Here is a 25,922-nt window from a genome sequence, read left to right as displayed (position 1 = left end):
AAGGGCTGGTGGAGCCGCTGGAATTACGGCGGTGTAGAGATCAATTTGAGAGGACTACCATGGCCAAGGAAGCCACGCGCGTTCGCCGCCGCGAGCGTAAAAACATCTCGTCGGGCGTCGCCCACGTAAATTCGTCGTTCAATAACACCATGATCACCATCACGGATGCACAGGGCAATGCGATTGCCTGGTCTTCCGCAGGTGCTCAGGGCTTCAAGGGTTCGCGTAAGTCTACCCCGTTCGCCGCACAGATCGCTGCCGAAGATTGCGCCAAGAAAGCGCAGGAGCACGGCATGCGCTCCCTCGAAGTCGAGGTTTGCGGACCGGGTTCTGGCCGTGAATCCGCGCTGCGCGCCTTGCAGGCTGCGGGCTTTGTTATTACGTCGATCCGCGATGTTACGCCGATCCCGCATAATGGCTGCCGTCCGCGCAAGAAGCGCCGGGTCTGATTTTCATTCGCATGCCGCATGAGCCTCGGAAAACCTCCGGGGCTCCTCTGCGGTTTCTTCACTTGATCGCTACGATAGGATGGTAGCGACGGTTGAAAGAGGAAAACCACATGATCCAGAAAAACTGGCAAGAATTGATCAAGCCGAACAAGGTGGAGTTCATCACTCACGGTTCGGGTACGCAGGCAAGCGTCGTTGCTGAACCGCTTGAACGCGGCTTCGGTCTGACGCTTGGCAATGCGCTGCGTCGCGTGCTTCTTTCGTCGCTACGCGGCGCTGCGGTAACTGCGATTCAGATCGATGGTGTTCTGCATGAGTTTTCGTCGATTCCGGGCGTCCGCGAAGACGTGACCGATATCGTACTGAACATCAAGGAAATCGCCATCCGTATGGAAGGCGAAGGCCCCAAGCGCATGGTCGTTCGCAAGGAAGGCCCCGGCGCCGTGACAGCTGGTGACATTCAGACAGTCGGCGATGTCGAGATTCTGAACCCGGATCACGTCATCTGCACTCTGGACGAGGGCGCTGAGATCCGCATGGAGCTCACAGTCAATACGGGCAAGGGCTATGTGCCAGCCGACCGTAACCGTGCGGAAGACGCTCCGATCGGTCTTATCCCGGTCGACAGCCTGTACTCTCCGGTTCGTAAGGTGTCGTACAAAATCGAGAACACCCGTGAGGGCCAGGTTCTCGATTACGACAAGCTGACGCTTAACATCGAGACGAACGGCTCGGTGACGGGCGAAGATGCGGTTGCCTATGCAGCGCGCATTCTTCAGGACCAGCTTGCAGTCTTTGTCAACTTTGAAGAGCCGCAGAAGGAAGCCCCGCAGGAACAGGTTGCGGAACTTGCTTTCAATCCGGCTCTGCTCAAGAAGGTGGACGAACTCGAACTATCGGTACGTTCGGCAAACTGCCTGAAGAACGACAACATCGTCTATATCGGCGATCTGATCCAGAAGACGGAAGCCGAGATGCTGCGGACTCCGAATTTCGGCCGCAAATCGCTCAACGAGATCAAGGAAGTTCTGGCGTCGATGGGACTCCATCTGGGCATGGAAATCCCAGCCTGGCCGCCGGAAAATATCGAAGATCTCGCAAAGCGCTACGAAGACCAATATTAAGACCGGCAAGCCCGGTAAGATACGAATTAAAGGAGAAGGCTCATGCGCCACGGTAACGGATACCGTAAGCTGAACCGCACTGCCTCGCACCGCAAGGCGATGTTCGCCAATATGGCCGCTTCGCTCATCGAGCACGAGCAGATTGTGACGACGCTTCCGAAAGCCAAGGAAATTCGCCCGATCGTTGAGAAGCTTGTCACGCTCGGCAAGCGCGGCGATCTGCATGCCCGCCGTCAGGCTATCTCGGCTGTGCGCGATCCCAAGATCGTCGCAAAGCTGTTCGATACGCTGGCTACCCGCTATGCAACCCGCAATGGTGGCTATATCCGCATCATGAAGGCAGGCTTCCGCGCTGGCGACAATGCGCCGCTCGCAGTTGTCGAATTCGTTGAGCGCGATGTTGACGCCAAGGGCAAGGCCGATCGCGAACGCGTCGAAGCCGAACAGGCTGCCGAAGCAGACGCAGCGTAATTCACGCTTCAATATGATTTGAGAAAGGGCTGCCTTGCGCGGCCCTTTTTGCATTTGTAAAACGCATTACCTATTGTCGGCATTGCTGCGTCGTTACATTTCTGATCGGGATGCTCAGACGGATTTTGTGAAGAATTGGAGTTTGCCGATGAATTGGCGAGGTTTGGGGTTTGCGGGAATTATTGTTGCTGCCACTGGCCTGGCATTCGTGCCAGCAAGTGCGCAGGCGCCTGCGGCGGTAACAGGTAAGCAGATACCCTTGAGCCGGGCAGATATGCAGCTTTCCTTTGCGCCTCTGGTGAAGGAAACCGCACCTGCCGTGGTTAACGTCTATGCCGCGCGGCAAGTGCAGACACGCTCGCCTTTTGCAGGAGACCCGTTCTTCGAGCAGTTCTTTGGCAGCCGATTTGGTACTGGCAAGCCGCGTGTGCAACGATCGCTTGGTTCAGGTGTTATCGTGGGCGCTTCGGGAATCGTTGTGACCAATAATCATGTCATCAAGGATGCCGATGAGATCAAGGTTGCGCTAGCTGATGGGCGCCAGTTTGAAAGCAAGGTTCTTTTGCGTGACGAAACCACCGATCTGGCCATTCTCAAGATCGAATCGAAGGAAGATTTTCCCGTTCTTGCGCTCGGAAACTCCGACAATGTGGAGGTCGGCGATCTTGTTCTGGCCATCGGTAATCCATTCGGTGTGGGGCAGACGGTAACGAGCGGCATCGTTTCGGCGCAATCACGCACGCAGGTCGGGGTGTCGGATTTCGACTTCTTCATCCAGACTGATGCCGCCATTAATCCTGGTAACTCCGGCGGCGGTTTGATCGATATGCGAGGGCGGTTGATTGGCATCAATACGGCGATCTTTTCTCGTTCGGGCGGCTCGGTGGGCATCGGTTTCGCCATTCCCTCGAATATGGTGCGGGCGGTTGTCGATGCGGCGCTTAGCGGCAGCGACAGCTTCGAACGACCCTATATCGGTGCGACATTCCAGAATATTACCCCGGATGTTGCCGAGGGGCTTGGCATGGAAAAGTCGTTCGGTGTGCTAGTGACGGCGGTTGCCAAAGGTAGTCCCGCCGCGCAGGCCGGGTTGGAGGTCGGCGACGTGGTGCTCTCCGTACAGGACGTGCGAGTGGATAATCTGGATGTGCTGGCCTATCGTCTCTCTACTGCGGGTATCGGCAATACGGTTTCTTTGAAAATTATGCGCGATGGCAAGAACAGTGATCTGCCGGTCAGGCTGGCAAAGGAGCCGGAGGCGAAGCCCGAACAGCGCCAGGTGATCAAGGGGGACAATCCATTCACAGGCGCTACGGTAGAGGAAATGACGCCTTCTCTAGCCGCCCGGATGCGTATGCGCGAGAATGCGCGGGGAGTGGTGGTGGTCGATATTTACTCCGGCTCGCCTGCCGCGCGCACCGGACTGCGACCCGGTGATATTATCCGGGGTATCAATGGGAACCCGATCCGGAATGTCGGCGATCTGACGGCGACACTGAATGCCGGTCGTGGTCTGGCATGGCGGCTGGAAGTGGAGCGAAACGGTGCGCTGATCCGGCAATTCGTGCGTTAGGGTATAGCGGCGAGTGGATGGTTGCATGTCAGTGCAGGCCGGACTATGCCTGCAAGATATGCTGTTGCAGATAGAGCAGGACCAATGAGCGATCTTTTTTCAACTGCGGCTGATCCCACTGCTGACCGTAACAGGCCGCTGGCAGATCGCCTGCGCCCACGTCATCTTTCAGAGGTTACAGGTCAGGAGCACCTGACCGGCCCGGAAGGTGTGCTTACGCGCATGATCGCATCCGGTTCGCTTGGCTCCATGATTTTCTGGGGTCCTCCCGGCACCGGCAAGACGACGGTCGCCCGGCTGCTCGCTGGAGAAACCGATCTCGCCTTCGAACAGATATCGGCAATTTTTTCCGGCGTGGCAGACCTAAAAAAAGTATTTGAAGGCGCCCGCGCCCGCCGCATGTCTGGACGACAGACTTTGCTGTTTGTCGACGAAATTCATCGCTTCAATCGTGCGCAACAGGATTCTTTTCTGCCGGTGATGGAAAACGGCACCGTTATTCTGATCGGAGCGACGACGGAAAATCCGTCCTTCGAGCTTAACGCCGCTCTTTTATCGCGTGCGAGGGTGCTGACTTTTTATCCGCACGACAGCGAAAGTATTACAACGCTTCTGGCGCGTGCGGAAGAACAGGAAGAACGCCCGCTGCCGCTGGATGAGGAAGCGCGTGCGAGCCTCGTTCGCATGGCGGACGGTGACGGACGTGCGGCACTGACACTGGCGGAGGAAGTCTGGCGCGCAGCACGATCCGAGGAAGTGTTCGATGCGCAAAAGTTGCAGGAAGTCGTCCAGCGCCGCGCTCCTATTTACGATAAGGGGCAGGACGGGCATTATAATCTGATTTCAGCTCTTCATAAGTCTGTGCGCGGCTCCGATCCTGATGCAGCGCTCTATTATCTAAGCCGTATGCTTGATGCAGGTGAAGACCCGCTTTATCTTGGGCGCAGGCTCGTTCGTATGGCGGTCGAGGATATTGGTCTTGCGGATCCGCAGGCGCTCGCCATCTGCAATGCCGCTAAGGATGCCTATGATTATCTTGGTTCGCCGGAAGGCGAACTGGCATTGGCGCAGGCCTGCGTCTATCTCGCGACCGCACCCAAATCCAATGCCGTTTATATGGCTTACAAGGCCGCAATGCGCTCAGCCAAGGAAAACGGTTCGCTTCTGCCGCCCAAACATATTCTCAATGCTCCCACCAAATTAATGAAGAATGAAGGCTATGGTGATGGCTATGCTTATGACCATGACCAGCCTGATGCTTTTTCCGGGCAGGATTATTTTCCCGAAACCATGAGGCGGCAGGTGTTCTATGATCCGCCGGAACGTGGATTTGAACGTGAAATCCGCAAGCGGCTCGATTATTGGGCGCGGTTGAGGCAGGAGCGGCGAGGCCGGCACTGATGATCAGGAATGAAGTGCGGGGTAAGTGAAGAAAAGCGCGTGGGTCAGGTTCAGTAGAAAATGCACCATTATGGACGATACCAGCCAGCCGCTTTTTGAATAGGCCAAACCATAGAAAATCCCAGCGATCGCCGCCAGCGCCACATAGGTCCAATCGCTGTAAATATGGGACAGGCCGAACAGGGCCGCGCTGACCAGAATAGCAGTAAAAGGGAGCCATTCAAGCTGTTCAAATGCTTTGGACAGGCTGCCTTGAATCATGCCGCGGAACAAAATCTCTTCAGAAAAAGCCACAAATAACAGATTGTTGGCAGCCCAAATTCCTAAATAGGGCATGATCTTCGGGTCAAACGCAATATATCCGGTAGCCAGACCGACAGGCAGCAGAACGAGAATGCAACCTCCCCACATAAGGAGTATGGTTTTGAGCGTTTGAGGCAGGCGGGAGGGCTGGTAGGGAGACGTCGCAGAGGGCAAAAAGAAACCGCCGCACAGGGCAAGTATGAATGCGGCTCCTACCTTGTCGAAATTTAAATACATCGAAAAAGGCACCGCTCCTTGGGACAGGGCTTCCTCGTCTATCACTTTGGCATTGTGGAAGCCCGGTACATTGTGAGTGGCAAAGGCCAGGGCTGCTATTGTAACGAGTACTCCGGACAGAATTACCGCACCGGGAAATGTAAGCTGAGTAGTATTTTTCCGGAGGCTGAAATGCCAATACGCCAGCGCCAGAACGCCGATGGGGGTTACGTTATTTGCTACCAGTGCCGCGACAAGAGAAATCACTGCCATCATGATCGAAAATTTTCGGAGTCCACAAACAAGTGTGACTGTGGATGCAGCCAATAATAAATACGGGAAGCCATATAGTGGCAATGGAGATAAAGAGAACATCGAAAATACCTGCAAAAATTTACTATGGTAGATCGAATATTACTTTGATCTTGTTTCGGATCGTTATGATGAATGTTTATGTACTCACTGAGATTAGCTCGTAAAAAAACAGCAATGATTCATATAAAATGCTTGATTGAGCTATTTGCTATCATGAGAAAAGCCCGCGCAAGCGCAATATTTGGGGAGGCCAGTGCATGGAGCAACCGCAGCCTGCCGCCAATATGTGCATGATTTAATTTATCGTTAATCTTTACGTTTTATCAATTTTCAAACAAATGAGGTTTTCCATGATGCGCGTTTTGTTTTTCGTCGCGCTCGTTATCCTTGGGGGTTGCGCGACCGCTCCGCGGCAAATCAACAATGTTTGCGCAGTCTTTGATCAACGCGACGGATGGATAAGTAACTGGCAGACGGCCGCAAAGCGCGTTTCGCGCGAATATGGCGTGCCTGTGCCCATATTGATGGCGACCATCTATACCGAATCCGGTTTCCGACCTTATGCAAAGCCGCCACGTACCAAACTTCTTGGCTTTATTCCGTGGACGCGCCCTTCTAGTGCATATGGCTATTCCCAGGCGCTGGATGGGACATGGGATCATTATAAGCGGGAAACAGGACGTTGGGCTGCCTCGCGCAGCAATTTTGCCGACGCCATTCATTTTATCGGCTGGTATCACTATCAAAGCCATTTGAAGAACGGCATTAAACGTACTGACGCCTATAATCTTTATCTGGCCTATTATTCAGGACATGCCGGCTATGCGCGCGGAAGCTGGCGCAACAGCGCAACGGCGCGCAATGGCGCCAAAAGGGCACAAGCCATGGCTAATCGATATGCGGCGCAGTTGCGTTCATGTGGACGCATCAGTTAAAAAAAACCGCCACCGATGGCCAGAAAGATGCCATCCGACCCTAATCAAAGCTATCATTGCCGCCGAATCGAAAATTGAGGATGACTATTATATGCTGAAGAAAATCGGGATTGCTTTTATCGGTGTCACATTTCTGGCAGGCTGCACCACAGATCCTTATACAGGAGAGCAAAAAGTATCGAACACGGCCGGAGGCGCGGCTATCGGTGCCGCAGTCGGTGCCTTGGGCGGCCTTATGGTGGGTGGTTCCAGCCGCGCGCAGCGTAATGCTGTGCTGATCGGCGCTGGCATTGGTGCGCTTGGGGGCGGCGCTATTGGCAATTATATGGACCGCCAGGAATCGGAACTGCGCGCGCAGCTTCAGGGAACCGGCGTTTCTGTCACGCGCAATGGCGATCAGATCATCCTGAATATGCCATCAAACATCACGTTCGACACCGATCAGGATCAGGTGAAGAGCCAGTTCTATCCTACGCTGAACTCGGTTGCGATTGTTCTGCGTAAATTCGATAAGTCGCTTGTTGATGTCTACGGGCATACTGATTCCACCGGCAGCGCTAACTATAATCAGGGGCTGTCGCAGCGCCGTGCCTCATCGGTTGCCAGCTATCTTGGTTCTCAAGGTATCGACCCGCGCCGTTTCGCGGTTATCGGCTATGGTGCCAGCCAGCCTGTCGCAACCAATGCGACGCCAGAAGGGCGTGCGCAAAACCGCCGTGTGGAAATCCAGATTTCGCCACTGCGGGCTGCCAGCTAATCCGGAAACTCTTAACCGGGTGATAATTCGCATTTCGATGCAGCTCTTCGCAAGAAGGGCTGCATTTTTATGTGCTGCGCGCGAATCGTGATGCCTTTTATAAAATTTATACGTGGACAGAATTTATTGATTCACAATCCGATAGCAAAGAACAATAATGGAACAAAATGAGTAATTCTATTTAAATCAATACGTTATGCGTCTTGCAAAATAGGAACAAAACAGATACAAATAGATAATGGTTACGAGCCTGCCGGGCTTCTAGCGAGACAAGGGGATAGTGTAAGATGTCTCAGAAATCGTTGCGACTTGTTGAGGATAATGCAGTGGACAAGACAAAGGCTCTCGACGCGGCTCTGTCGCAGATTGAACGGGCGTTCGGCAAAGGCTCGATCATGCGCCTTGGTCAGAATGAACAGGTAGTTGAGATCGAAACCGTATCGACCGGTTCGCTTTCTCTGGACATTGCTCTGGGCGTCGGCGGTCTGCCCAAGGGACGTGTTATAGAAATCTACGGCCCTGAAAGTTCAGGTAAAACCACACTGGCGCTGCATACAATTGCAGAAGCGCAGAAAAAAGGCGGCATTTGTGCGTTCGTCGACGCGGAACATGCGCTTGACCCTGTCTATGCCCGCAAGCTTGGCGTCGATCTTGAAAACCTGCTGATTTCCCAGCCGGATACGGGCGAGCAGGCGCTGGAAATAACCGATACGCTTGTGCGTTCCGGCGCCATTGACGTTCTGGTTATCGATTCGGTCGCTGCACTTACGCCGCGCGCCGAAATTGAAGGTGAAATGGGTGATTCACTGCCTGGGCTTCAGGCCCGTTTGATGAGTCAGGCGCTGCGCAAGCTTACGGGGTCGATCTCGCGCTCGAATTGCATGGTGATTTTCATCAACCAGATTCGCATGAAGATCGGTGTCATGTTCGGCTCGCCCGAAACGACGACGGGCGGTAATGCGCTCAAATTCTATGCTTCGGTGCGCCTGGATATTCGCCGTATCGGTTCCATCAAGGAGCGTGATGAGGTCGTTGGTAACCAGACCCGCGTGAAGGTGGTCAAGAACAAGCTGGCTCCTCCGTTCAAGCAGGTCGAATTCGACATCATGTATGGCGCGGGCGTTTCCAAGGTGGGCGAGCTCGTTGACCTTGGCGTGAAAGCCGGTGTGGTCGAGAAATCGGGGGCGTGGTTCTCCTATAATTCCCAGCGTCTGGGGCAGGGGCGCGAAAACGCCAAGCAGTATCTGAGGGACAATCCGGAAACTGCCCGCGAAATCGAAACCACGCTGCGCCAGAACGCGGGGCTGATAGCGGAGCAGTTCCTCGAAGATGGCGGCCCTGAAGTAGATGATGGGCCGGAAGCTGCGGAAATGTAAGATCTGCTTAGCAGATCGTCAGAAAAGCCTCATGCTATGATATATGGTATGGGGCTTTTTTTGTTCTGGCGGGTAATGTTTCGTCCTGTCGGCAGAAATTGCTTTTATGGCGCACACGGCTTATCTGGACAGAAAAGCGGGGCGCCGCTAAAAGCGGTCAACCGAAACTCCACTTGACGGACTTTCCTATCTTGGGCGGTGCAAAGCGTGGCGGCATCAGGGTGTCGGGCATCGTGGTAGCAGTGCGTGTGGAAAAGACAATCGATGTGTTTTTGACCGATGCGTTTTCGGCAAAGACGCATCCATGCAGGGCGAGAAAAGCCCAAGGGTGAATTATGGCTGGCGTCAACGAGATCAGATCTACGTTTCTCGATTATTATTGCAAGAACGGGCATGAGGTTATTTCATCGAGCCCTCTGGTGCCGCGCAATGACCCGACGCTGATGTTTACCAACGCGGGCATGGTGCAGTTCAAGAACGTTTTTACGGGCCTTGAACACCGCTCCTATAACCGTGCAGTCACATCGCAGAAATGTGTGCGCGCGGGGGGCAAACATAATGACCTCGACAATGTCGGCTATACGGCTCGCCATCATACTTTTTTCGAGATGCTGGGAAATTTTTCTTTTGGAGATTATTTCAAGGAAGAGGCAATCAGCTTCGCCTGGAATCTGATTACCAAGGAGTTTGGCCTCGCTAAGGACAAGTTGCTTGTCACAGTCTACCATACTGATGACGATGCTGCGAATTTCTGGAAGAAGATTGCCGGACTGTCTGACGACCGTATTATCCGCATTCCGACCAGCGATAATTTCTGGGCGATGGGCGACACGGGACCATGCGGTCCATGTTCGGAAATTTTCTATGACCACGGCGACCATATCTGGGGCGGCCCTCCCGGATCTCCGGAAGAAGACGGTGATCGCTTTATCGAGATATGGAACCTCGTTTTCATGCAGTTCGAGCAGATTACGCCCGAACAGCGTGTCGATCTGCCGCGTCCATCCATCGACACCGGAATGGGGCTGGAACGCATTGCCGCCGTATTGCAGGGTGTGCATGACAATTATGATATTGATCTTTTCAAGGCGCTGATCCGCGTTTCGGAAGACGCAACCGGTGTCAAGGCTGAAGGTGATTTCCGCGCTAGCCATCGGGTGATCGCCGATCATCTGCGTGCATCAAGCTTCCTGATTGCCGATGGCGTTTTGCCATCCAATGAAGGCCGCGGCTATGTGCTGCGCCGCATCATGCGCCGCGCCATGCGTCACGCGCAATTGCTGGGTGCCAAGGAGCCGTTGATGTGGCGTCTACTTCCTGCACTGGTTCGGGAAATGGGGCAGGCATATCCGGAGCTTCTGCGTGCGGAACCCCTCATTTCCGAAACACTCAAGCTGGAGGAAACCCGTTTTCGCAAGACCCTTGAACGGGGCCTGGGATTACTTTCGGATGCTTCCGAGCAACTGATTGAAGGCGATCGCCTTGACGGTGAAACAGCTTTCAAGCTCTACGACACTTACGGCTTCCCGCTTGATCTGACGCAAGATGCACTGCGCCAGCGCGGTATTACCGTGGATGTGAATGGTTTCAATACGGCGATGGAGCGCCAGAAGGCCGAAGCTCGCGCCAACTGGGCCGGTTCGGGTGAAGCTGCAACCGAAACCATCTGGTTTGGCATTAAGGACAAGGTGGGCGCGACGGAATTCCTCGGCTACGAAACGGAAAGTGCCGAAGGCGTCATCACCGCGCTGGTTCGCGAGGGTGCGCTAGTGCAGTCGATTTCGGAAGGCGAGACTGTCTCGGTGGTCGTCAACCAGACGCCGTTCTATGGCGAGTCCGGCGGTCAGCAGGGTGATACCGGGACGATTTCCGGTGAAGGTTTTGCCATTGCGATCAGGGATACGCTGAAAAAGGGCGAAGGTGTTTTCGTTCATATTGGCGAAATCACCAAAGGTACGGCAACGACTGGCGATATGGTTGAGCTAAAGGTCAATGCGGATCGCCGCATGCGCATTCGTTCCAACCACTCTGCAACCCATCTTCTGCATGAAGCCCTGCGCGAAACGCTTGGCACACATGTGGCGCAGAAGGGCTCCCTTGTGGCGCCGGACCGTTTGCGGTTCGATTTTTCGCACCCGAAACCAATTTCTGCAGAAGAACTGGCAACGGTTGAAAATCTCGCCAATGAGATCGTGCTTCAGAATACCCCTGTTTCCACGCGCCTGATGGCGGTTGACGATGCGATTGCCGAGGGTGCAATGGCGTTGTTCGGAGAAAAATACGGCGATGAGGTTCGTGTCGTTTCCATGGGAACGGCGATACATGGTCCGAAGGCCGGCAAGACCTATTCGGTGGAGCTTTGCGGCGGTACGCATGTTCGGCAGACTGGCGATATTGGTCTGGTGCGCATTGTTTCGGAAGGCGCGGTGGCTGCGGGTGTGCGCCGTCTTGAAGCGCTGACGGGAGAGGCTGCCCGCCTTTATCTCGAAGAGCAGGATGAGCGCGTCAAAGCAATTGCAAGCGCGCTCAAAACCACGCCGGCCGAGACACTGGATCGTGTCAATGCGCTTATCGATGAGCGCAAGAAGCTTGAGCGGGAATTGTCAGAAGCGCGCAAGAAACTCGCGCTCGGCGGTGGTTCTTCGGACGGCGGCGGCAGTACCGTCGAATCGGTCAATGGCGTGAATTTTCTCGGGAAGGTCGTCACTGATGTTTCGCCGCGCGATCTCAAGCCGCTGGCGGATGAAGGCAAGAAACAGGTGGGTTCCGGTGTCGTTGTGTTCATCGGCGTTAGCGAGGACGGCAAGGGAAGCGCGGTTGCTGGTGTTACCGACGATCTGGTGGGTCGGTTCAGCGCTGTCGATCTGGTCCGTGCCGCTTCCGCAGCTCTGGGCGGGGCAGGTGGCGGCGGGCGTCCGGATATGGCGCAGGCAGGCGGGCCGGAAGGCGGTAAAGCCGACGCCGCCATTGCGGCGGTCAAGGCATTAATTGTCTGATAAAGTTACATCTGAAATGAGAAAAGCCGGGAAAATCCCGGCTTTTTCTTTATCTTGAGAGGCCGCGTCCATTGCGGCAAATCTAGAGGGCTTTTCGATATTGGATGAAGCCTGACTGCTCGGCAATACTATCATATAGTCTACGAGCAGTTGTGTTGCTTTCCTGCGTGAGCCAATAAAGCCTGTCCGCGCCTTGATTTCGCGCCAGATCAGCCACCGCTTCAATCAAAGCAGAGCCTGTGCCTTTTCCGCGCTGGCTGTTTTCCACATAGAGATCCTGGAGATAGCAGCTTCCCTGGGGCAGCCAGCAAGAGCGGTGAAAAATGACGTGAACGAAGCCAACTAGCAGGCTATCTTCAAAGGCGCCTAATGCATGCATCGGTTCCGACGAATCATGGAAGCGCTCCCATGTCAGTTTCGTCGTCTCGGGGGGAATGACGACCTCATAAAAGGCTTGGTATGCTTGCCAGAGAGGCTCCCATTTCGCGTGATGACGGGGTTCCAATGTATGAATTGTCAGCATGCCGGTTCTTCCTGCAAAGTAATTGTTCAGCGCTACAGATAAACAGACAGTCGCGGATTTGGCGAGGCTTGAATAGAGCGCTTGAAAAAACGGCGGGAAGTTCCCGCCGTTCTTTCTTATTTCTGACTGACTCAGGCAGCCATGGCTTTTTGCAGGTTCTCGTCAATCTTGTCGAGGAAGCCGGTGGTTGAGAGCCAGGGCTGATCGGGACCGATCAGCAGCGCCAGATCCTTGGTCATGAAGCCGGATTCGACGGTGTCGATGCAGACTTTCTCCAATGTTTCGGCAAAACGCTTGAGTTCGGCATTGTTGTCAACCTTGGCGCGGTGGGCAAGGCCGCGGGTCCATGCGAAGATCGATGCGATCGAATTGGTCGAGGTTTCCTCGCCCTTCTGATGCTGGCGATAATGGCGGGTTACAGTGCCGTGTGCAGCTTCCGCTTCGACGGTCTTGCCATCCGGCGTCATCAGAACCGAAGTCATCAGTCCGAGCGAGCCGAAGCCCTGCGCCACGATGTCGGACTGGACGTCGCCGTCATAGTTCTTGCATGCCCAGACATAACCACCGGACCACTTGAGCGCGGATGCGACCATATCGTCGATAAGGCGATGCTCGTACCAGATTTTGGCTTCCTTGAACTTGTCGGCGAATTCAGCGTCAAAGACTTCCTGGAAAATATCCTTGAAGCGACCGTCATAGGTTTTGAGGATGGTGTTCTTGGTCGAAAGATAGACCGGATAACCGCGTTGCAGGCCATAGTTGAGCGAAGCACGCGCGAAATCGCGAATCGAATCATCAAGGTTGTACATGGCCATGGCGACGCCGGAAGACGGCGCATCATAGACTTCATGCTCGATGGTTTCGCCATCTTCACCGACAAATTTGATCGACAGCTTGCCTTTGCCGGGGAACTTGAAATCGGTGGCGCGGTACTGGTCACCAAAAGCATGGCGGCCGACGATAATCGGCTGGGTCCAGCCCGGAACAAGGCGCGGAACGTTCTTGGCGATGATCGGCTCGCGGAAGATCACGCCGCCGAGAATATTGCGGATGGTGCCATTTGGCGACTTCCACATCTTCTTGAGCTTGAATTCTTCTACACGGGCTTCATCTGGCGTGATGGTTGCGCATTTTACACCGACACCGAATTCCTTGATGGCGTTGGCGGCATCAATAGTAACCTGATCGTCGGTCGCATCACGATTTTCAACGGACAGATCGTAATATTTCAGATCGATATCGAGATAGGGATGGATCAGCTTTTCTTTGATGAACTGCCAGATAATACGGGTCATCTCGTCGCCGTCGAGTTCAACGACCGGATTTGCAACCTTGATTTTCGCCATTGATTAAGCCTCTCATTGAATGTCTCGCGCCCGTATAGCATCGGTATGCGAGAAGGCAAAGCGTCGGAGACTTATTCTTTGGCCTATAGTTGTTTCTCAGAGGCAACTATTTGGCAAGCAGATGGATATCCATTGAGAATGGGGAGGTGGGGTCGGCCACATTTCCGTCTGCAAGCAGGCGTAAATTAGTTCGTGCGAACATTGAAGACCGCTCGGTTGGGGGCGGTCTGGAGCACTTCAGCTAAATGTTTTCATTCAGGGAGGAATGTCATGAGAACTCTGTTTCTAGCATGCAGTCTTATCGCTGCATCGACAATTGGTGTGCTGGCTGCGGAACCCGCGAAAATGGCGGACACGGAGGCTGGCAATGTGCTGGTTACGCCAGAAGGCATGACGCTTTACACCTTTGACAAGGACGAGGGCGGCAAGTCCGCTTGCGATGAAAAATGCCTGAAAAAATGGCCGGCATTCCGTGCAGACGACTCGGCTATGGCGGAAGGTGATTTCAGTGTCGTCAAGGGGACCGACGGTAAGGATATGTGGGCTTATAAAGGCATGCCGCTGTATCTGTATCACGACGACGAAAAGGCTGGAGATGCTAAGGGGGATGGAAAGGGCGGCGTCTGGCATGTCGTGAAATAAAAAGAAACGAGTTTTTCATAAGGAGATTGCGGCCTTTTGGCCGCGATGACGGTAGAGTTGTGCTGTTAATGGCTGCATGGTCTCAAAGGTAACAATATCTTTGAGATTCTGCGCTAATTGTGTCAGGGAAACGCCGTGAAACTATAGCAGTTACGGAATATATCATGGCAGGAACCGACAAGCAGCGCACGATCATCGCGGAAGGCCCGGCGATTATTCTGGTCAATCCGCAATTGCCGGAAAATATCGGCATGGTGGCGCGCGCCATGGCGAATTTCGGCCTTGCAGAGTTGAGGCTTGTCAATCCGCGCGAGGAATTCCCGAGTGAGAAGGCGCGGGCTGCGGCCAGTAAGGCCGATCACATCATCGATAATACCAGGGTCTATGACGATCTGCCATCGGCGATTGCCGATCTCAACTTCGTCTACGCCACCACCGCGCGCGAGCGCGACGGTTTCAAGCAGGTGCGTAGCGCTGTCGAGGCAAGCGGCGATCTGCGTCACCGATTTCGCGCAGGAGAGAAAACCGGCATTCTGTTCGGTCGTGAACGTTTTGGTCTCAGCAATGAAGAGGTTGGTCTCGCCGACGAGCTTGTCACCTTCCCTGTCAATCCGGCATTTGCCTCACTCAATATTGCGCAGGCCGTGCTGCTGATGTCCTATGAGTGGATGAAATCGGGCCTTGAAACGCAAACCGATACGGTTTTCCGTGGGCCGGAAATGGAAATTGCGCCCAAAAACGAGTTGCAGGGGCTATTTAATCATCTCGAAGAAGCCCTTGATGTCAGAGGATATTTTCGGCCCGAAGCGCGCAAGGAAACCATGGTCAATAATTTGCGCGCCGTTCTGACGCGTGCTGGGTTCGCTTCGGCGGAACTGAAGCTTCTGCGCGGGGTCGTTACGTCACTTGATGTATTCACCCCGAAAAAGCCGCGCGGTTCGGGTGCGCCGGAAGGGCGTGCGCGCAAACCTGCTACAGAGGGCAAGGCCGAATGAAATACGCGCCCGCTGCTGGCCTTTCCGGCAAATCCCCAGCCAATCATGCAAGACCCATTCTGGTCTTCGATAGCGGTATTGGCGGCTTGACGGTTTTGCGCGAGGCACGGGTGCTGATGCCGGACCGGCACTATGTCTATATCGCTGACGATGCGGGATTTCCCTATGGGGACTGGGAAGAGGAGGCGTTGCGAGTACGCATTGTCGATCTTTTCCGGCAGTTCATTGCCGCTTATGACCCAGAAATCGCAATTATTGCCTGCAACACGGCTTCGACGCTGGTGCTGCAAGACCTGCGCCGCGCTTTTCCCAACATGCCGTTCGTGGGCACCGTGCCCGCGATCAAGCCCGCGGCCGAGCGTACGTCTTCCGGGCTGGTATCAGTTCTCGCGACGCCGGGGACCGTCAAGCGCGCTTATACGCGCGACCTGATCCAGTCATTCGCCACACAATGCCATGTGCGGCTTGTCGGCGCGAACCATCTTGCAAGCATTGCCGAGGCGCATATTCGTGGCAAAAAGGTCGATGATGCGCAGGTGATCGAACAGATGATGCCGTGTTTTGTCGAGAAGGATGGTCTGCGCACGGATATTGTCGTGCTTGCCTGCACCCATTATCCATTTCTCGTCAATGTGTTTCGCCGTCTTGCCCCATGGCCGGTGGATTGGCTTGATCCGGCGGAAGCAATTGCGCGGCGCGCGGTATCGCTGCTCTCGCCCCGCGAGAGCGAAACGGAACTTCAATATAGTGATGACCTTGCCGTTTTTACATCGCAAAAGCCCGACTATGCGATCCGCAGGTTGATGCAGGGATTTGGCCTGCATTTTGAGCGGCAGACTATATAATTCGGGTCTATTTTTCTTCGGTGCCGATTTCGGCCTGCTCTTCCAGATGTTTGAGGATATCCTTGAGCTTGTGGAGGGGCAGATGCTCGGCACCAATGGTTATGCTGTGGGTTGTAGTAACGATACTGAGAATTTCATCGAGCTTGGCCTGCGTGGCGCTTGCTTCTCGGTTCTGGGCATTTTGAATCAGGAAGACCATCAGGAAGGTGATAATCGTCGTGGAGGTGTTTACGACGAGCTGCCAGGTATCGGAGAAGTTGAAGAAAGGGCCGCTCAGCGCCCACAAAATCACGAACAGCGCTGCTAGAATGAATGCCGCATAGTGTCCGGCAAGCTCCGCGGCCTGCTCGCTTAGTCGTGTGAAAAACTGGGACATCGATGCCTCCCTTGTGTCAGGCATAGAACGTTCCAGTTATGGGCGGGTTCCTTTCCACGGAACCTTCAACCTTCCTCTTCGTTGTTTTCTACACCGAATACGCGGAGGTAGGATCATGGAAATCGTTGAAACGCGCATCAGTTCAATTGGCGGCTTTAAATTATATGCGGTCGAATTCGTAACCCAGGGCGAAGAGCGGGTTACGGTCAGGGTCGAAAATGAAACAGATGCTGAGCTGCGGCGCGATGAGGTCATTCGGCGTGCTGCCAGAAAATTGGGCGAAGCCTTTGGTGTTGCCTGCGTCGAATGCGGCATAGAGCCCGAAAACCTGTTAACGCGGCCGAGTGCGCGACGCGCGCATGACAAGGAGGAGCTTGAACGCCAGCTTGATGAAGGGCTTGAGGATACGTTCCCTGCCAGCGATCCGGTTTCGGTCACAAGCTCCGCAATTCCAGCCTCTGCGGATCCCAAATCATAGAATTCTGAGCATGACATGATGCAGGCCGGGATGGTGGTCCCGGCCTGATTCAATATTAGATCAATTGATAAGGGTTTCTAAATAAGCTGATGATTTTAAAGTAAAATCATAAGTTACGGATCTTGCCTTCCATCAGATCGAGCACAGCACGGGCACAGTCAAGCACATTGCTGCCGGGGCCGAAGACTGCTGCGACACCATGATCGAACAGATATTGATAATCCTGTCGCGGCACGACGCCGCCGCAGACGACGATAATGTTTTCTGCGCCCTTTTTCTTCAGGGTTTCGACGAGTTGCGGCAGCAGCGTCTTGTGTCCGGCCGCCAGCGATGAGACACCGAGCACATGCACCCTGGCCTTGACCGCCATGTCGGCGGCCTCTTCAGGGGTCTGAAACAAAGGGCCGGCAAGCACATCGAAGCCGATATCGCCAAAGGCCGAAGCAATGATCTTCGCTCCACGATCATGGCCATCCTGTCCCAGTTTCGCCACCATCACCTTGGGCGTGTGGCCCAATTGGGCAGAGAAATCTTCGAGACGTGCGACCAGCGTCTGATATTCCGGCTCGTCCTTATAGGCGGCTCCATAGACCTTTCTGACGACCTTTGGCACGGCAATATGATCGCCGAAGGCGCGGCGCATAGCGTCGGAAATCTCTCCCACCGTCGCGCGCGCGCGCGAGGCTTCCACGGCGGCAGCCAGAAGATTGCCTTCGCCAGTAGTCGCTACTTTCTCAAGTTCGGCAAGGGCGGTTTCGACTTTCGTTTTGTTGCGTGTTTCCTTGATGCGGTTGAGGCGGGCGATCTGCGACTGACGGACCGCCGTATTGTCGATTTCCAGGATGTCGATGGCGTCTTCCTGCTCGAGCCGGAACTTGTTGACGCCGACGATCACTTCTTCGCCCTTGTCGACTGCAGCCTGTCGTTTGGTGGCAGCTTCTTCGATCAGACGTTTGGGCAAGCCGCTTTCGACGGCCTTGGTCATGCCGCCGAGGCTTTCCACTTCCTCAATCAGTGCCCATGCCTTTTCGGCCAGTTCGTTGGTCAGGCTTTCGATATAATAGGAGCCTGCGAGCGGATCGACCACCTTGGTCACGCCGGTTTCATTTTGCAGAACAAGCTGTGTGTTACGGGCAATACGAGCGGAGAATTCCGTAGGCAAAGCAATGGCTTCATCGAAAGAGTTCGTATGAAGTGACTGCGTGCCGCCAAGGGCTGCGGACATGGCCTCGAACGCTGTGCGGACGATATTATTATAAGGGTCCTGTTCCTGCAACGACACGCCCGACGTCTGGCAATGGGTGCGAAGCATGAGGGAACCGGGCTTTTCCGGATTGAATTCCTTCATGATGCGCGACCAGAGCAGACGCGCGGCACGCAATTTGGCGATCTCCATGAAGAAGTTCATGCCGATGGCGAAGAAAAAGGACAGGCGACCTGCGAATTCATCGACATTGAGGCCCTTTTTCAGGGCGGCTCGCACATATTCGCGGCCATCCGCAAGGGTGAAAGCCAGTTCCTGCACGAGCGTCGCACCGGCTTCCTGCATATGATAGCCGGAAATTGAAATCGAATTGAACTTCGGCATTTCGGCAGCGGTATAGGCGATAATGTCCGCAATGATCCGCATGGAAGGCTCGGGCGGATAGATATAGGTGTTGCGGACCATGAACTCCTTGAGAATGTCGTTCTGGATAGTGCCAGAAAGGAGTTCGCGCGACACGCCCTGTTCTTCGCCCGCCACAATGAAATTGGCAAGAATCGGAATTACCGCGCCATTCATGGTCATGGAGACGGAGATTTTCTCAAGCGGAATGCCGTCGAAAAGGATTTTCATATCTTCGACGGAATCGATCGCCACGCCTGCCTTGCCGACATCGCCTTCCACGCGCGGATGATCGCTGTCATAGCCGCGATGGGTGGCCAGATCGAAGGCGACGGACACGCCTTGCTGGCCCGCCGCAAGCGCCTTGCGATAGAAATTATTGGATTCTTCCGCCGTTGAAAAGCCCGCATATTGACGGATCGTCCATGGCCGGCCCGCATACATGGTGGCGCGAGGGCCGCGCAGGAACGGCTCGAAACCGGGCATCGTATCGAGATGCCCGATCTGCTCAATATCCTCAGCCGTATAGAGCGGCTTGACGTCAATGCCTTCAGGCGTGTGCCAGACGAGGCTGTCAGCAGGGCGTTTAAGTTCCTTTTCGGCCAGTTTCGACCAGTCTTGTCTGGTGGGACGCTCGCTCATTTCCGCTCTCACTCGAATTCCATAATGAGTTCGTCGACCGCGAGACTTGCGCCTTGCGTGGCCGCGATGCGTTTGACGGTAGCACGGCGCTCGGCACGCAGCACGTTTTCCATCTTCATGGCCTCGACGGTGGCCAGCGGCTGGCTCGCCTCAACGGTGTCTCCCTCCTCGACCAGGATGGATGTGATGACCCCGGGCATGGGGCAGAGTAGCATCTTCGATGTATCGGGAGGAAGCTTTACCGGCATGAGCTTCGCCAGCTCCGCCACACGTGGCTTGCGGACATGTGCGATTACATCCATGCCGCGCCAGCGCAGACGCCAGCCGGTGCCGGAACGGGATATTTTTATGGCAATTGGTTCGCCACCGACAGTGAACGAGCCAAGCTGGCTCCCTGGATGCCAGTCGCTGGCAATGGGAAGAGTGCCGCCATGAACGAAATCGACGACCGTACCGCCTTCGCCTTCGACAATCCGGACCGGCAGGCTGAAGCCGCCCAGAGTCACGACCCAATCGACGCTGGCGGGGCGCTTTTCGGGTGAAAGCCTGCCAGAAATCTGGGCATTGCGCTGTTCCAGAACGATGGTGATCTGGGCTGAGACCGCGGCAAGTATTCGCGCAGCCTCCTCGGATGGGGTAACGCCTGCAAAGCCCTCGGGATATTCCTCCGCAATGAATGCCGTGGTGATGGCACCGGAACGAAAACGCGGATGCCCCATCACTGCCGAAAGGAAAGGCAGATTGTGACCGATGCCCTCTACTTCAAAAGCATCCAGCGCATCGCCCATTGCATCTACCGCGCTGGCGCGATCCGGCCCCCATGTGCAAAGTTTTGCAATCATGGGGTCATAATACATCGAAATCTCGCCACCCTCGAATACGCCGGTATCGTTGCGGATAATGGTGCCATCATCGCGCCTGCCTTCAAGCGGCGGGCGATAGCGCGTCAACCGGCCAATGGAGGGCAGGAAGTCGCGATAGGGATCTTCCGCATAAAGGCGGCTCTCGATGGCCCATCCGTTGAGTTTGATATCGGTTTGAGAGATGCGCAGTTTCTCGCCCGAGGCAACCCGGATCATTTCCTCGACCAGATCAATGCCGGTGATAAGCTCCGTCACCGGATGCTCCACCTGCAATCGGGTATTCATTTCAAGGAAATAGAAATTGCGATCACCATCAACGATGAATTCCACCGTTCCAGCGGAATAATAACCGACCGCCTTTGCCAGAGCAACAGCCTGTTCGCCCATGGCTTTGCGGGTTGCTTCATCTAGGAAAGGCGAGGGCGCTTCTTCGATGACTTTCTGATTACGGCGCTGGATCGAGCATTCGCGTTCGCCTAGATAAATCACATTGCCGTGGCTATCGCCGAGAACCTGAATTTCGATATGGCGTGGCTGGGTGACGAATTTTTCGATAAAAATACGGTCGTCGCCGAAAGAAGCTTTCGCCTCGTTGCGCGAAAGCTGGAAACCTTCGCGGGCTTCTCCATCATTCCATGCGATGCGCATCCCCTTGCCGCCGCCGCCCGCCGACGCCTTGATCATCACCGGATAGCCGATGGATTTGGCAATCTTTACAGCTTCGTCGGCATTTTCAATCAGGCCCATATGGCCGGGAACGGTGGAGACACCCGCTTCGGCGGCGAGTTTTTTCGAGGTAATCTTGTCACCCATGGCTTCGATGGCGTTCACCGGGGGACCGATAAAGGTGACATTGGCGCTCTTCAGCGCTTCGGCAAAGCGCGGGTTTTCGGACAGAAAGCCGTAGCCCGGATGCACGGCATCCGCCCCGGTTTTTTCAATGGCGTCGAGTATCCTGTCAATGACGATATAGGACTGGTTCGAGGACGCTGGTCCGATATGCACCGCTTCGTCGGCCATTTTGACGTGAAGCGCATTGCGGTCGGCATCGGAATAGACGGCCACGGTGGCAATGCCCATCTTCTTCGCCGTCTTGATGACCCGGCAGGCGATTTCGCCGCGATTGGCAATAAGAATTTTCTTGATCATGAATTTGGTGCTCTGTTACCGGGTCACAGGGGAATGGTGTCGTGTTTTTTCCAGGGCGTATCCTGCTGCTTGTTGCGCAGGCTTGCAAAGGCGCGGGCAATGCGGCGTCGCGATGAATGCGGCATGATGACCTCATCGATAAAGCCGCGTTCGGCTGCCACGAACGGATTGGCAAAACGCTCCTCATATTCCTTTGTGCGAGCAGCGATCTTCTCCGCATCGCCCAGTTCCGAGCGGTAGAGAATTTCGGTTGCGCCCTTGGCACCCATCACTGCGATTTCCGCCGTCGGCCAAGCGTAATTTATATCCGCGCCGATATGTTTTGAAGCCATCACGTCATAAGCACCGCCATATGCCTTGCGTGTAATCAGCGTGACCATGGGCACTGTCGCCTGGGAATAGGCGAAGAGCAGTTTTGCGCCGTGCTTGATGACGCCACCATATTCCTGCGCCGTTCCCGGCAGAAAACCCGGTACGTCGACAAGGGTGAGGATCGGGATGCTGAAGGCATCGCAGAAACGCACGAAACGCGCGGCCTTGCGCGAGGAATCAATATCCAGACAACCGGCAAGCACCATTGGCTGGTTGGCAACCACCCCGATGGTCTGGCCTTCCATCCGAATGAAACCGATGATGATATTTTTGGCGAAAGCTTCCTGAATTTCAAAGAAATCGCCTTCATCGGCCAAAGCGAGGATAAGCTCCTTCATGTCGTAAGGCGTGGCAGCACTGGCGGGAACCAGCGTATCCAGCCGCATTTCAAGGCGTACGGGATCATCATGAAACGGGCGAACTGGCGGCTTCTGGCGATTGTTGAGCGGCAGGAAGTCGAACAGCATACGCACCTGTTCGAGCGCCTCAATATCGTTCTCATAAGCGCCGTCGGCGACCGAGGATTTTTGCGTGTGGGTGCGCGCACCTCCAAGCTCCTCCGCCGTAACGATCTCGTTGGTCACGGTTTTGACCACATCGGGGCCGGTGACGAACATATAGGACGAATCGCGTACCATAAAAATGAAGTCGGTCATGGCGGGCGAATAGACTGCACCGCCTGCGCATGGCCCCATAATGACGGAAATCTGCGGCACCACGCCAGAGGCGTCCACGTTGCGCTTGAATACGTCAGCATAGCCCGCAAGCGAAGCGACACCCTCCTGGATGCGTGCGCCGCCCGAATCGTTAAGACCGATGACCGGCGCCCCGTTCTTCATCGCCATATCCATGATCTTGCAGATCTTCTGCGCATGGGTTTCCGAAAGCGAGCCACCCAAAACCGTGAAATCCTGGCTGAATACATAGACCTGACGCCCATTGATCGTACCCCAACCGGTCACGACGCCATCGCCCGCCACTTTCTGCTTTTCCATGCCGAAATCGGTGCAGCGATGCGTAACATACATGTCGAATTCCTCGAACGAATCTTCGTCGAGAAGCACCTCCAGTCTTTCGCGGGCGGTGAGCTTGCCTTTTGCGTGCTGGGCATTAATGCGACGCTGGCCTCCGCCAAGACGCGCTTCCATGCGACGGGCTTCAAGCTGTTCCAGAAGTTGCTGCATTGTCTGTGGCCTTTGGAAAGGTATGAAATTGCGATATTTTTCAATTACTGCTTAGAGCCAGTATGCCGCATTGGGAAAGCTTGAAAAGGTGTCATTGTGTAATTTATAAAATTGCAAACAGTGAAATGTGAATTTGCAAACATGGCTCCCAGAAAACTTTACGTTGGCAGGAAGATCAGAGAACTGCGCCAGCAGCATCAGGCCACGCAGGCCGTTTTTGCTGAACGGTTAGGTATTTCAACGAGTTATCTTAACCAGATCGAGAATAATCAGCGGCCGGTTTCCGCTGCGGTTCTGCTTGCTCTGGCCGAAAACTACCAGATTGATATTGGCGCGATTTCGCTGGGTGACGACGACCGCTTGCTTTCCGCCGTTTCAGAGGCTTTGGCCGATCCGGTATTCGACAATTACAAACCGAATTTGCAGGAATTGAAACTGATTACGCAAAATGTGCCAGGGCTGGCGCACGCCCTGATCGCTTGTCATCAGGCATATAGGCGCAACAGCGAGCAACTTGCGAGCCTCGATAATCAGCTTGGCCGCGCGCCATCATTTGCTGAGCCTGCTCCCTATGAGGAAGTCCGCGACTTTTTCCATTTTATTGATAACTACGTGCATGAACTTGATATTGCAGCGGAAAATCTCTCAATGAGGCTGGATATTCCGGGCCGTGATCCGGGGTTGGCACTGGCGCAATATATGGAGAACCACCATGGCGTACGTATTGCGCGCGCGGCACCCGATGAAGCGATCCTGCGCCGATTCGATCCGGCGGCGCGGGTGCTTTACGTCAATCCATATTCGCCGGCTTCGACCCGGAATTTCCAGATTGCATTTCAAATCGCCGAACTGGAAATGGAAGAGATCGTGATTTCAATCGCGAAGCGTGCGGATTTCCGTTCTGCCGAAGCGGTCGAAATTTGCAAAATCGGGTTGCGTAATTATTTTGCTGGCGCGCTGATATTGCCTTACCAGACGTTTTTGACTGCGGCAAAGGAGTTACGGCACGATCTGGAACTGCTGGCGTCGCGCTTTGGTGCAAGTCTCGAACAGGTGGCGCACCGGTTGAGCACCTTGCAGCGGTCCGGTCAGCGCGGGGTACCGGTGTTTTTTGCTCGCATTGACCGCGCCGGGAACATCACCAAGCGGCATAGTGCAGCCAAGCTGCAATTTGCGCGTTATGGTGCGGCCTGTCCGTTGTGGAACGTGCATCAGGCATTTGAAACGCCAAGCCGCATCATTCGCCAACTGGCTGAAACGCCCGATGGAGCGCGCTATCTTTGCGTGGCGACGGAACTGACGAAAAGCGAGGGCGGTTTCAATGCCCTCCAGAGGCGATATGCCATCGCACTGGGTTGCGAAATCGGCTATGCGCAGGATTTCGTCTATGCCGACGGTCTGGATGTCACGATACGTTCGGCCTTCGATCCCATCGGGGTTTCATGCCGCATCTGTGAGCGCGCCGAATGTGTCCAGCGCGCAGTTCCGCCATTGAAAAGCAGGCTCGCGGTCGATCATGACCGCCGCGGAATTCTGCCTTACCAGCTTTTGTAGATCAGAAGCCGGAGTGCTCTGTCAGAAATTCAGTTTCTTCTGCTGTGGTTTCACGCCCCAGCACCTTGTTGCGATGGGGAAAGCGACCGAAGCGCTCGATAATGTCATGGTGCTGTCGGGCAAAGTCGAGCGAGACCGGATCTGCAAGTTTTTCATAAAGCTCGACGGAGCGCTTCTGATCTTTAAGCTTCTCGCTATGCATGAGCGGTAGATAGAAAAACTGGCGCTGGTCGACCGATAGATGGCGGTCAAAATCGTGGTCGAGCGCCTGAACGGCTATATCGCGGGCCAGTCCGTCGCTTTCGAAAGAGCGAGGCGAGCCGCGGAACATATTGCGTGGAAACTGGTCGAACAAGATAGTCAGAGCCAAAGCGCTTTCCGGTTTCTGCTTCCAGGATTCCATCTGATCCTTGCGCGCATCCTCATAGGCGGCGAGAAATCTTTTGCGTATTTCCACATCAATTTCGTCGCTCTTTTCAAACCAGTTTTTCCGCATTTTGGGAGAGAACCAGAAATTGAGAACGTCTTTTGGTTGAACAGCCATGGTTGCCTCTTTCCGGTTAGGGGGACTGGTTAGGATTATCCGGCTGCGGGCAGGGCATCTCGCCCTTCATGTTGCGGGACAAGCATTCGAAGCGGTCAAATCCTTTGCCCGCATCCACCGCGGCTTTCCCGGCACCGCATCCAGAAAGCACTGCCAGCGAGATGAGTAATGCGATCTTTTTCATCCAACCCTCTGTCCGGTGTGCGCTATGATTAACGATAATAGGGGCGAGGGTGCGGGACGGCAATAGACGTTGTATCCGTATCAGCCCCGACCGCGATAATTGGGAACTGTCTGTTCCGGTATCCACACATCCTGCGGCGCTGCGCCCGTCTGATAAAACACATCAATGGGAATTCCGCCGCGCGGATACCAATAACCGCCAATGCGCAACCATTGCGGTTCAAGAAGTTCCACCAGCCGTTTGCCTATGGTCACGGTGCAATCTTCATGAAAAGCGCCGTGATTGCGGAAGGAAAACAGGAAAAGTTTTAGCGATTTGCTTTCGACCAGCCATTCGCCCGGAACGTAATCTATCATCAGGTGGGCGAAATCCGGCTGTCCCGTCATCGGGCAGAGCGAGGTGAATTCGGGCGCTGTAAAGCGCACACAATAGGGCGTTCCAGTCTGTGGGTTTGATACCCGCTCAAGCACGGATTCCTCGGGCGACTGGGGAATTGCAGTGTTCGAGCCGAGCTGCTTGAGGTCTGAATATATTGTTTTTTCAGTCATTTGTGTGCCTTTCTTCGAAAGCCACAGCGCAGTCTTCATATGCAAGCGCGAACGCTTGCAACTGTCCTTGTTTTGACCGGGTAGGCTGCGACCGGTGGCGAATTACCAATTACTCGCGTAGCAGCCATGAAGGCGCAGGTAAAGCCCATGTAACA

Annotated in this window: 24 protein-coding genes; 14 read left to right on the top strand and 10 right to left on the bottom strand. The window is 54.7% G+C overall.

Annotated elements, in window-relative coordinates:
- The first annotated feature begins 59 nt into the window (after positions 1 to 59).
- The 5 genes from rpsK (at position 60) to KUG47_RS14190 (ending at position 5,018) form a co-directional block, all read left to right on the top strand.
- Positions 60 to 449 carry a 30S ribosomal protein S11 gene (rpsK, locus tag KUG47_RS14210; RefSeq protein ID WP_217678636.1) on the top strand — a complete coding sequence of 130 codons (390 nt, stop codon included), beginning with the start codon at positions 60 to 62 and terminating at the stop codon, positions 447 to 449.
- Positions 450 to 559: 110 nt separating this feature from the next.
- Positions 560 to 1,573, top strand: coding sequence for a DNA-directed RNA polymerase subunit alpha (locus KUG47_RS14205; RefSeq protein ID WP_217678635.1), 1,014 nt, complete (start codon positions 560 to 562; stop codon positions 1,571 to 1,573).
- Positions 1,574 to 1,615: 42 nt separating this feature from the next.
- Entirely contained in the window at positions 1,616 to 2,044 is a 429-nt protein-coding gene (gene rplQ, locus KUG47_RS14200) for a 50S ribosomal protein L17 (RefSeq protein WP_217678634.1), read from the top strand.
- Between the two features lie 148 nt (positions 2,045 to 2,192).
- Positions 2,193 to 3,617, top strand: coding sequence for a DegQ family serine endoprotease (locus KUG47_RS14195; protein WP_217678633.1), 1,425 nt, complete (start codon positions 2,193 to 2,195; stop codon positions 3,615 to 3,617).
- A gap of 84 nt (positions 3,618 to 3,701) precedes the next feature.
- Entirely contained in the window at positions 3,702 to 5,018 is a 1,317-nt protein-coding gene (locus KUG47_RS14190; protein WP_217678632.1) for a replication-associated recombination protein A, read from the top strand.
- 3 nt (positions 5,019 to 5,021) lie between these two features.
- Here the strand turns inward: KUG47_RS14190 and KUG47_RS14185 are convergent, their stop codons facing one another.
- Positions 5,022 to 5,813, bottom strand: coding sequence for a CPBP family intramembrane glutamic endopeptidase (locus KUG47_RS14185; protein WP_217678631.1), 792 nt, complete (start codon positions 5,811 to 5,813; stop codon positions 5,022 to 5,024).
- Between the two features lie 389 nt (positions 5,814 to 6,202).
- Between KUG47_RS14185 and KUG47_RS14180 the strand changes: the two genes are divergently transcribed.
- The 4 genes from KUG47_RS14180 to alaS all read left to right on the top strand — a co-directional run bounded on the left by KUG47_RS14180 (position 6,203) and on the right by alaS (position 11,916).
- Positions 6,203 to 6,787 (top strand): transglycosylase SLT domain-containing protein, encoded by a 585-nt coding sequence (locus tag KUG47_RS14180; protein ID WP_217678630.1) that lies wholly within the window; start codon positions 6,203 to 6,205, stop codon positions 6,785 to 6,787.
- Between the two features lie 91 nt (positions 6,788 to 6,878).
- Positions 6,879 to 7,544, top strand: coding sequence for a YiaD family glycine zipper/OmpA-like lipoprotein (locus KUG47_RS14175; RefSeq protein ID WP_217678629.1), 666 nt, complete (start codon positions 6,879 to 6,881; stop codon positions 7,542 to 7,544).
- 287 nt (positions 7,545 to 7,831) lie between these two features.
- On the top strand, positions 7,832 to 8,920 hold the full coding sequence (recA, locus tag KUG47_RS14170; protein WP_217678628.1) for a recombinase RecA: 1,089 nt from the start codon (positions 7,832 to 7,834) through the stop codon (positions 8,918 to 8,920).
- Positions 8,921 to 9,255: 335 nt separating this feature from the next.
- Entirely contained in the window at positions 9,256 to 11,916 is a 2,661-nt protein-coding gene (alaS, locus tag KUG47_RS14165) for an alanine--tRNA ligase (RefSeq protein WP_217678627.1), read from the top strand.
- Between the two features lie 82 nt (positions 11,917 to 11,998).
- Here the strand turns inward: alaS and KUG47_RS14160 are convergent, their stop codons facing one another.
- Together KUG47_RS14160 and KUG47_RS14155 are read right to left on the bottom strand one after the other, a co-directional pair.
- Positions 11,999 to 12,439: a GNAT family N-acetyltransferase gene (locus KUG47_RS14160; protein WP_217678626.1), complete on the bottom strand. Its 441-nt coding sequence runs from the start codon at positions 12,437 to 12,439 to the stop codon at positions 11,999 to 12,001.
- Between the two features lie 131 nt (positions 12,440 to 12,570).
- The gene (locus tag KUG47_RS14155) at positions 12,571 to 13,785 is read right to left on the bottom strand and encodes an NADP-dependent isocitrate dehydrogenase (RefSeq protein ID WP_217678625.1); all 1,215 of its coding nucleotides are present in this window, start codon (positions 13,783 to 13,785) and stop codon (positions 12,571 to 12,573) included.
- A gap of 270 nt (positions 13,786 to 14,055) precedes the next feature.
- Here KUG47_RS14155 and KUG47_RS14150 point away from each other — a divergent pair, with 270 nt between their 5' ends.
- The 3 genes from KUG47_RS14150 (at position 14,056) to murI (ending at position 16,267) form a co-directional block, all read left to right on the top strand.
- Positions 14,056 to 14,427: a COG4315 family predicted lipoprotein gene (locus KUG47_RS14150; RefSeq protein WP_217678624.1), complete on the top strand. Its 372-nt coding sequence runs from the start codon at positions 14,056 to 14,058 to the stop codon at positions 14,425 to 14,427.
- A 164-nt stretch (positions 14,428 to 14,591) separates the two neighbouring features.
- On the top strand, positions 14,592 to 15,422 hold the full coding sequence (locus tag KUG47_RS14145) for an RNA methyltransferase (protein WP_217678623.1): 831 nt from the start codon (positions 14,592 to 14,594) through the stop codon (positions 15,420 to 15,422).
- Positions 15,419 to 16,267, top strand: a complete 849-nt coding sequence (murI, locus tag KUG47_RS14140; protein ID WP_217678622.1) for a glutamate racemase — start codon at positions 15,419 to 15,421, stop codon at positions 16,265 to 16,267. The genes KUG47_RS14145 and murI overlap by 4 nt, the downstream gene beginning before the upstream one ends.
- A 7-nt stretch (positions 16,268 to 16,274) precedes the next feature.
- On the opposite strand, the gene KUG47_RS14135 is transcribed toward murI, so the two are convergent.
- A complete protein-coding gene (locus tag KUG47_RS14135; RefSeq protein ID WP_217678621.1) occupies positions 16,275 to 16,643 on the bottom strand; it encodes a low affinity iron permease family protein in 369 nt (122 codons plus the stop codon).
- A gap of 115 nt (positions 16,644 to 16,758) precedes the next feature.
- On the opposite strand from KUG47_RS14135, the gene KUG47_RS14130 reads away from it, so the two are divergent.
- Positions 16,759 to 17,121 (top strand): hypothetical protein, encoded by a 363-nt coding sequence (locus KUG47_RS14130; protein WP_217678620.1) that lies wholly within the window; start codon positions 16,759 to 16,761, stop codon positions 17,119 to 17,121.
- Positions 17,122 to 17,227: 106 nt separating this feature from the next.
- Here the strand turns inward: KUG47_RS14130 and scpA are convergent, their stop codons facing one another.
- Genes scpA through KUG47_RS14115 form a run of 3 tightly spaced genes read right to left on the bottom strand, consistent with a single transcriptional unit; the run spans position 17,228 to position 22,937 of the window.
- Complete coding sequence (gene scpA, locus KUG47_RS14125; protein ID WP_217678619.1) at positions 17,228 to 19,369, bottom strand: methylmalonyl-CoA mutase; 2,142 nt, start codon at positions 19,367 to 19,369, stop codon at positions 17,228 to 17,230.
- 8 nt (positions 19,370 to 19,377) lie between these two features.
- Positions 19,378 to 21,381, bottom strand: a complete 2,004-nt coding sequence (locus tag KUG47_RS14120; RefSeq protein ID WP_217678618.1) for an acetyl-CoA carboxylase biotin carboxylase subunit — start codon at positions 21,379 to 21,381, stop codon at positions 19,378 to 19,380.
- 23 nt (positions 21,382 to 21,404) lie between these two features.
- A complete protein-coding gene (locus KUG47_RS14115) occupies positions 21,405 to 22,937 on the bottom strand; it encodes an acyl-CoA carboxylase subunit beta (protein WP_217678617.1) in 1,533 nt (510 codons plus the stop codon).
- A gap of 141 nt (positions 22,938 to 23,078) precedes the next feature.
- Between KUG47_RS14115 and KUG47_RS14110 the strand changes: the two genes are divergently transcribed.
- On the top strand, positions 23,079 to 24,491 hold the full coding sequence (locus KUG47_RS14110) for a helix-turn-helix domain-containing protein (RefSeq protein WP_217678616.1): 1,413 nt from the start codon (positions 23,079 to 23,081) through the stop codon (positions 24,489 to 24,491).
- 1 nt (position 24,492) lies between these two features.
- On the opposite strand, the gene KUG47_RS14105 is transcribed toward KUG47_RS14110, so the two are convergent.
- The 3 genes from KUG47_RS14105 to queF all read right to left on the bottom strand — a co-directional run bounded on the left by KUG47_RS14105 (position 24,493) and on the right by queF (position 25,767).
- On the bottom strand, positions 24,493 to 25,035 hold the full coding sequence (locus tag KUG47_RS14105; RefSeq protein WP_217678615.1) for a DUF924 family protein: 543 nt from the start codon (positions 25,033 to 25,035) through the stop codon (positions 24,493 to 24,495).
- 16 nt (positions 25,036 to 25,051) lie between these two features.
- Positions 25,052 to 25,219: a hypothetical protein gene (locus tag KUG47_RS14100; RefSeq protein WP_217678614.1), complete on the bottom strand. Its 168-nt coding sequence runs from the start codon at positions 25,217 to 25,219 to the stop codon at positions 25,052 to 25,054.
- Positions 25,220 to 25,299: 80 nt separating this feature from the next.
- On the bottom strand, positions 25,300 to 25,767 hold the full coding sequence (gene queF / locus KUG47_RS14095) for a preQ(1) synthase (protein ID WP_217678613.1): 468 nt from the start codon (positions 25,765 to 25,767) through the stop codon (positions 25,300 to 25,302).
- Positions 25,768 to 25,922: the final 155 nt, after the last annotated feature.

Source organism: Falsochrobactrum tianjinense (assembly GCF_019100495.1).
GTDB lineage: Bacteria > Pseudomonadota > Alphaproteobacteria > Rhizobiales > Rhizobiaceae > Brucella > Brucella tianjinense.
Note: the sequence above shows the minus strand (reverse complement) of the source record. Positions and strands in the feature narration are given on the sequence as shown.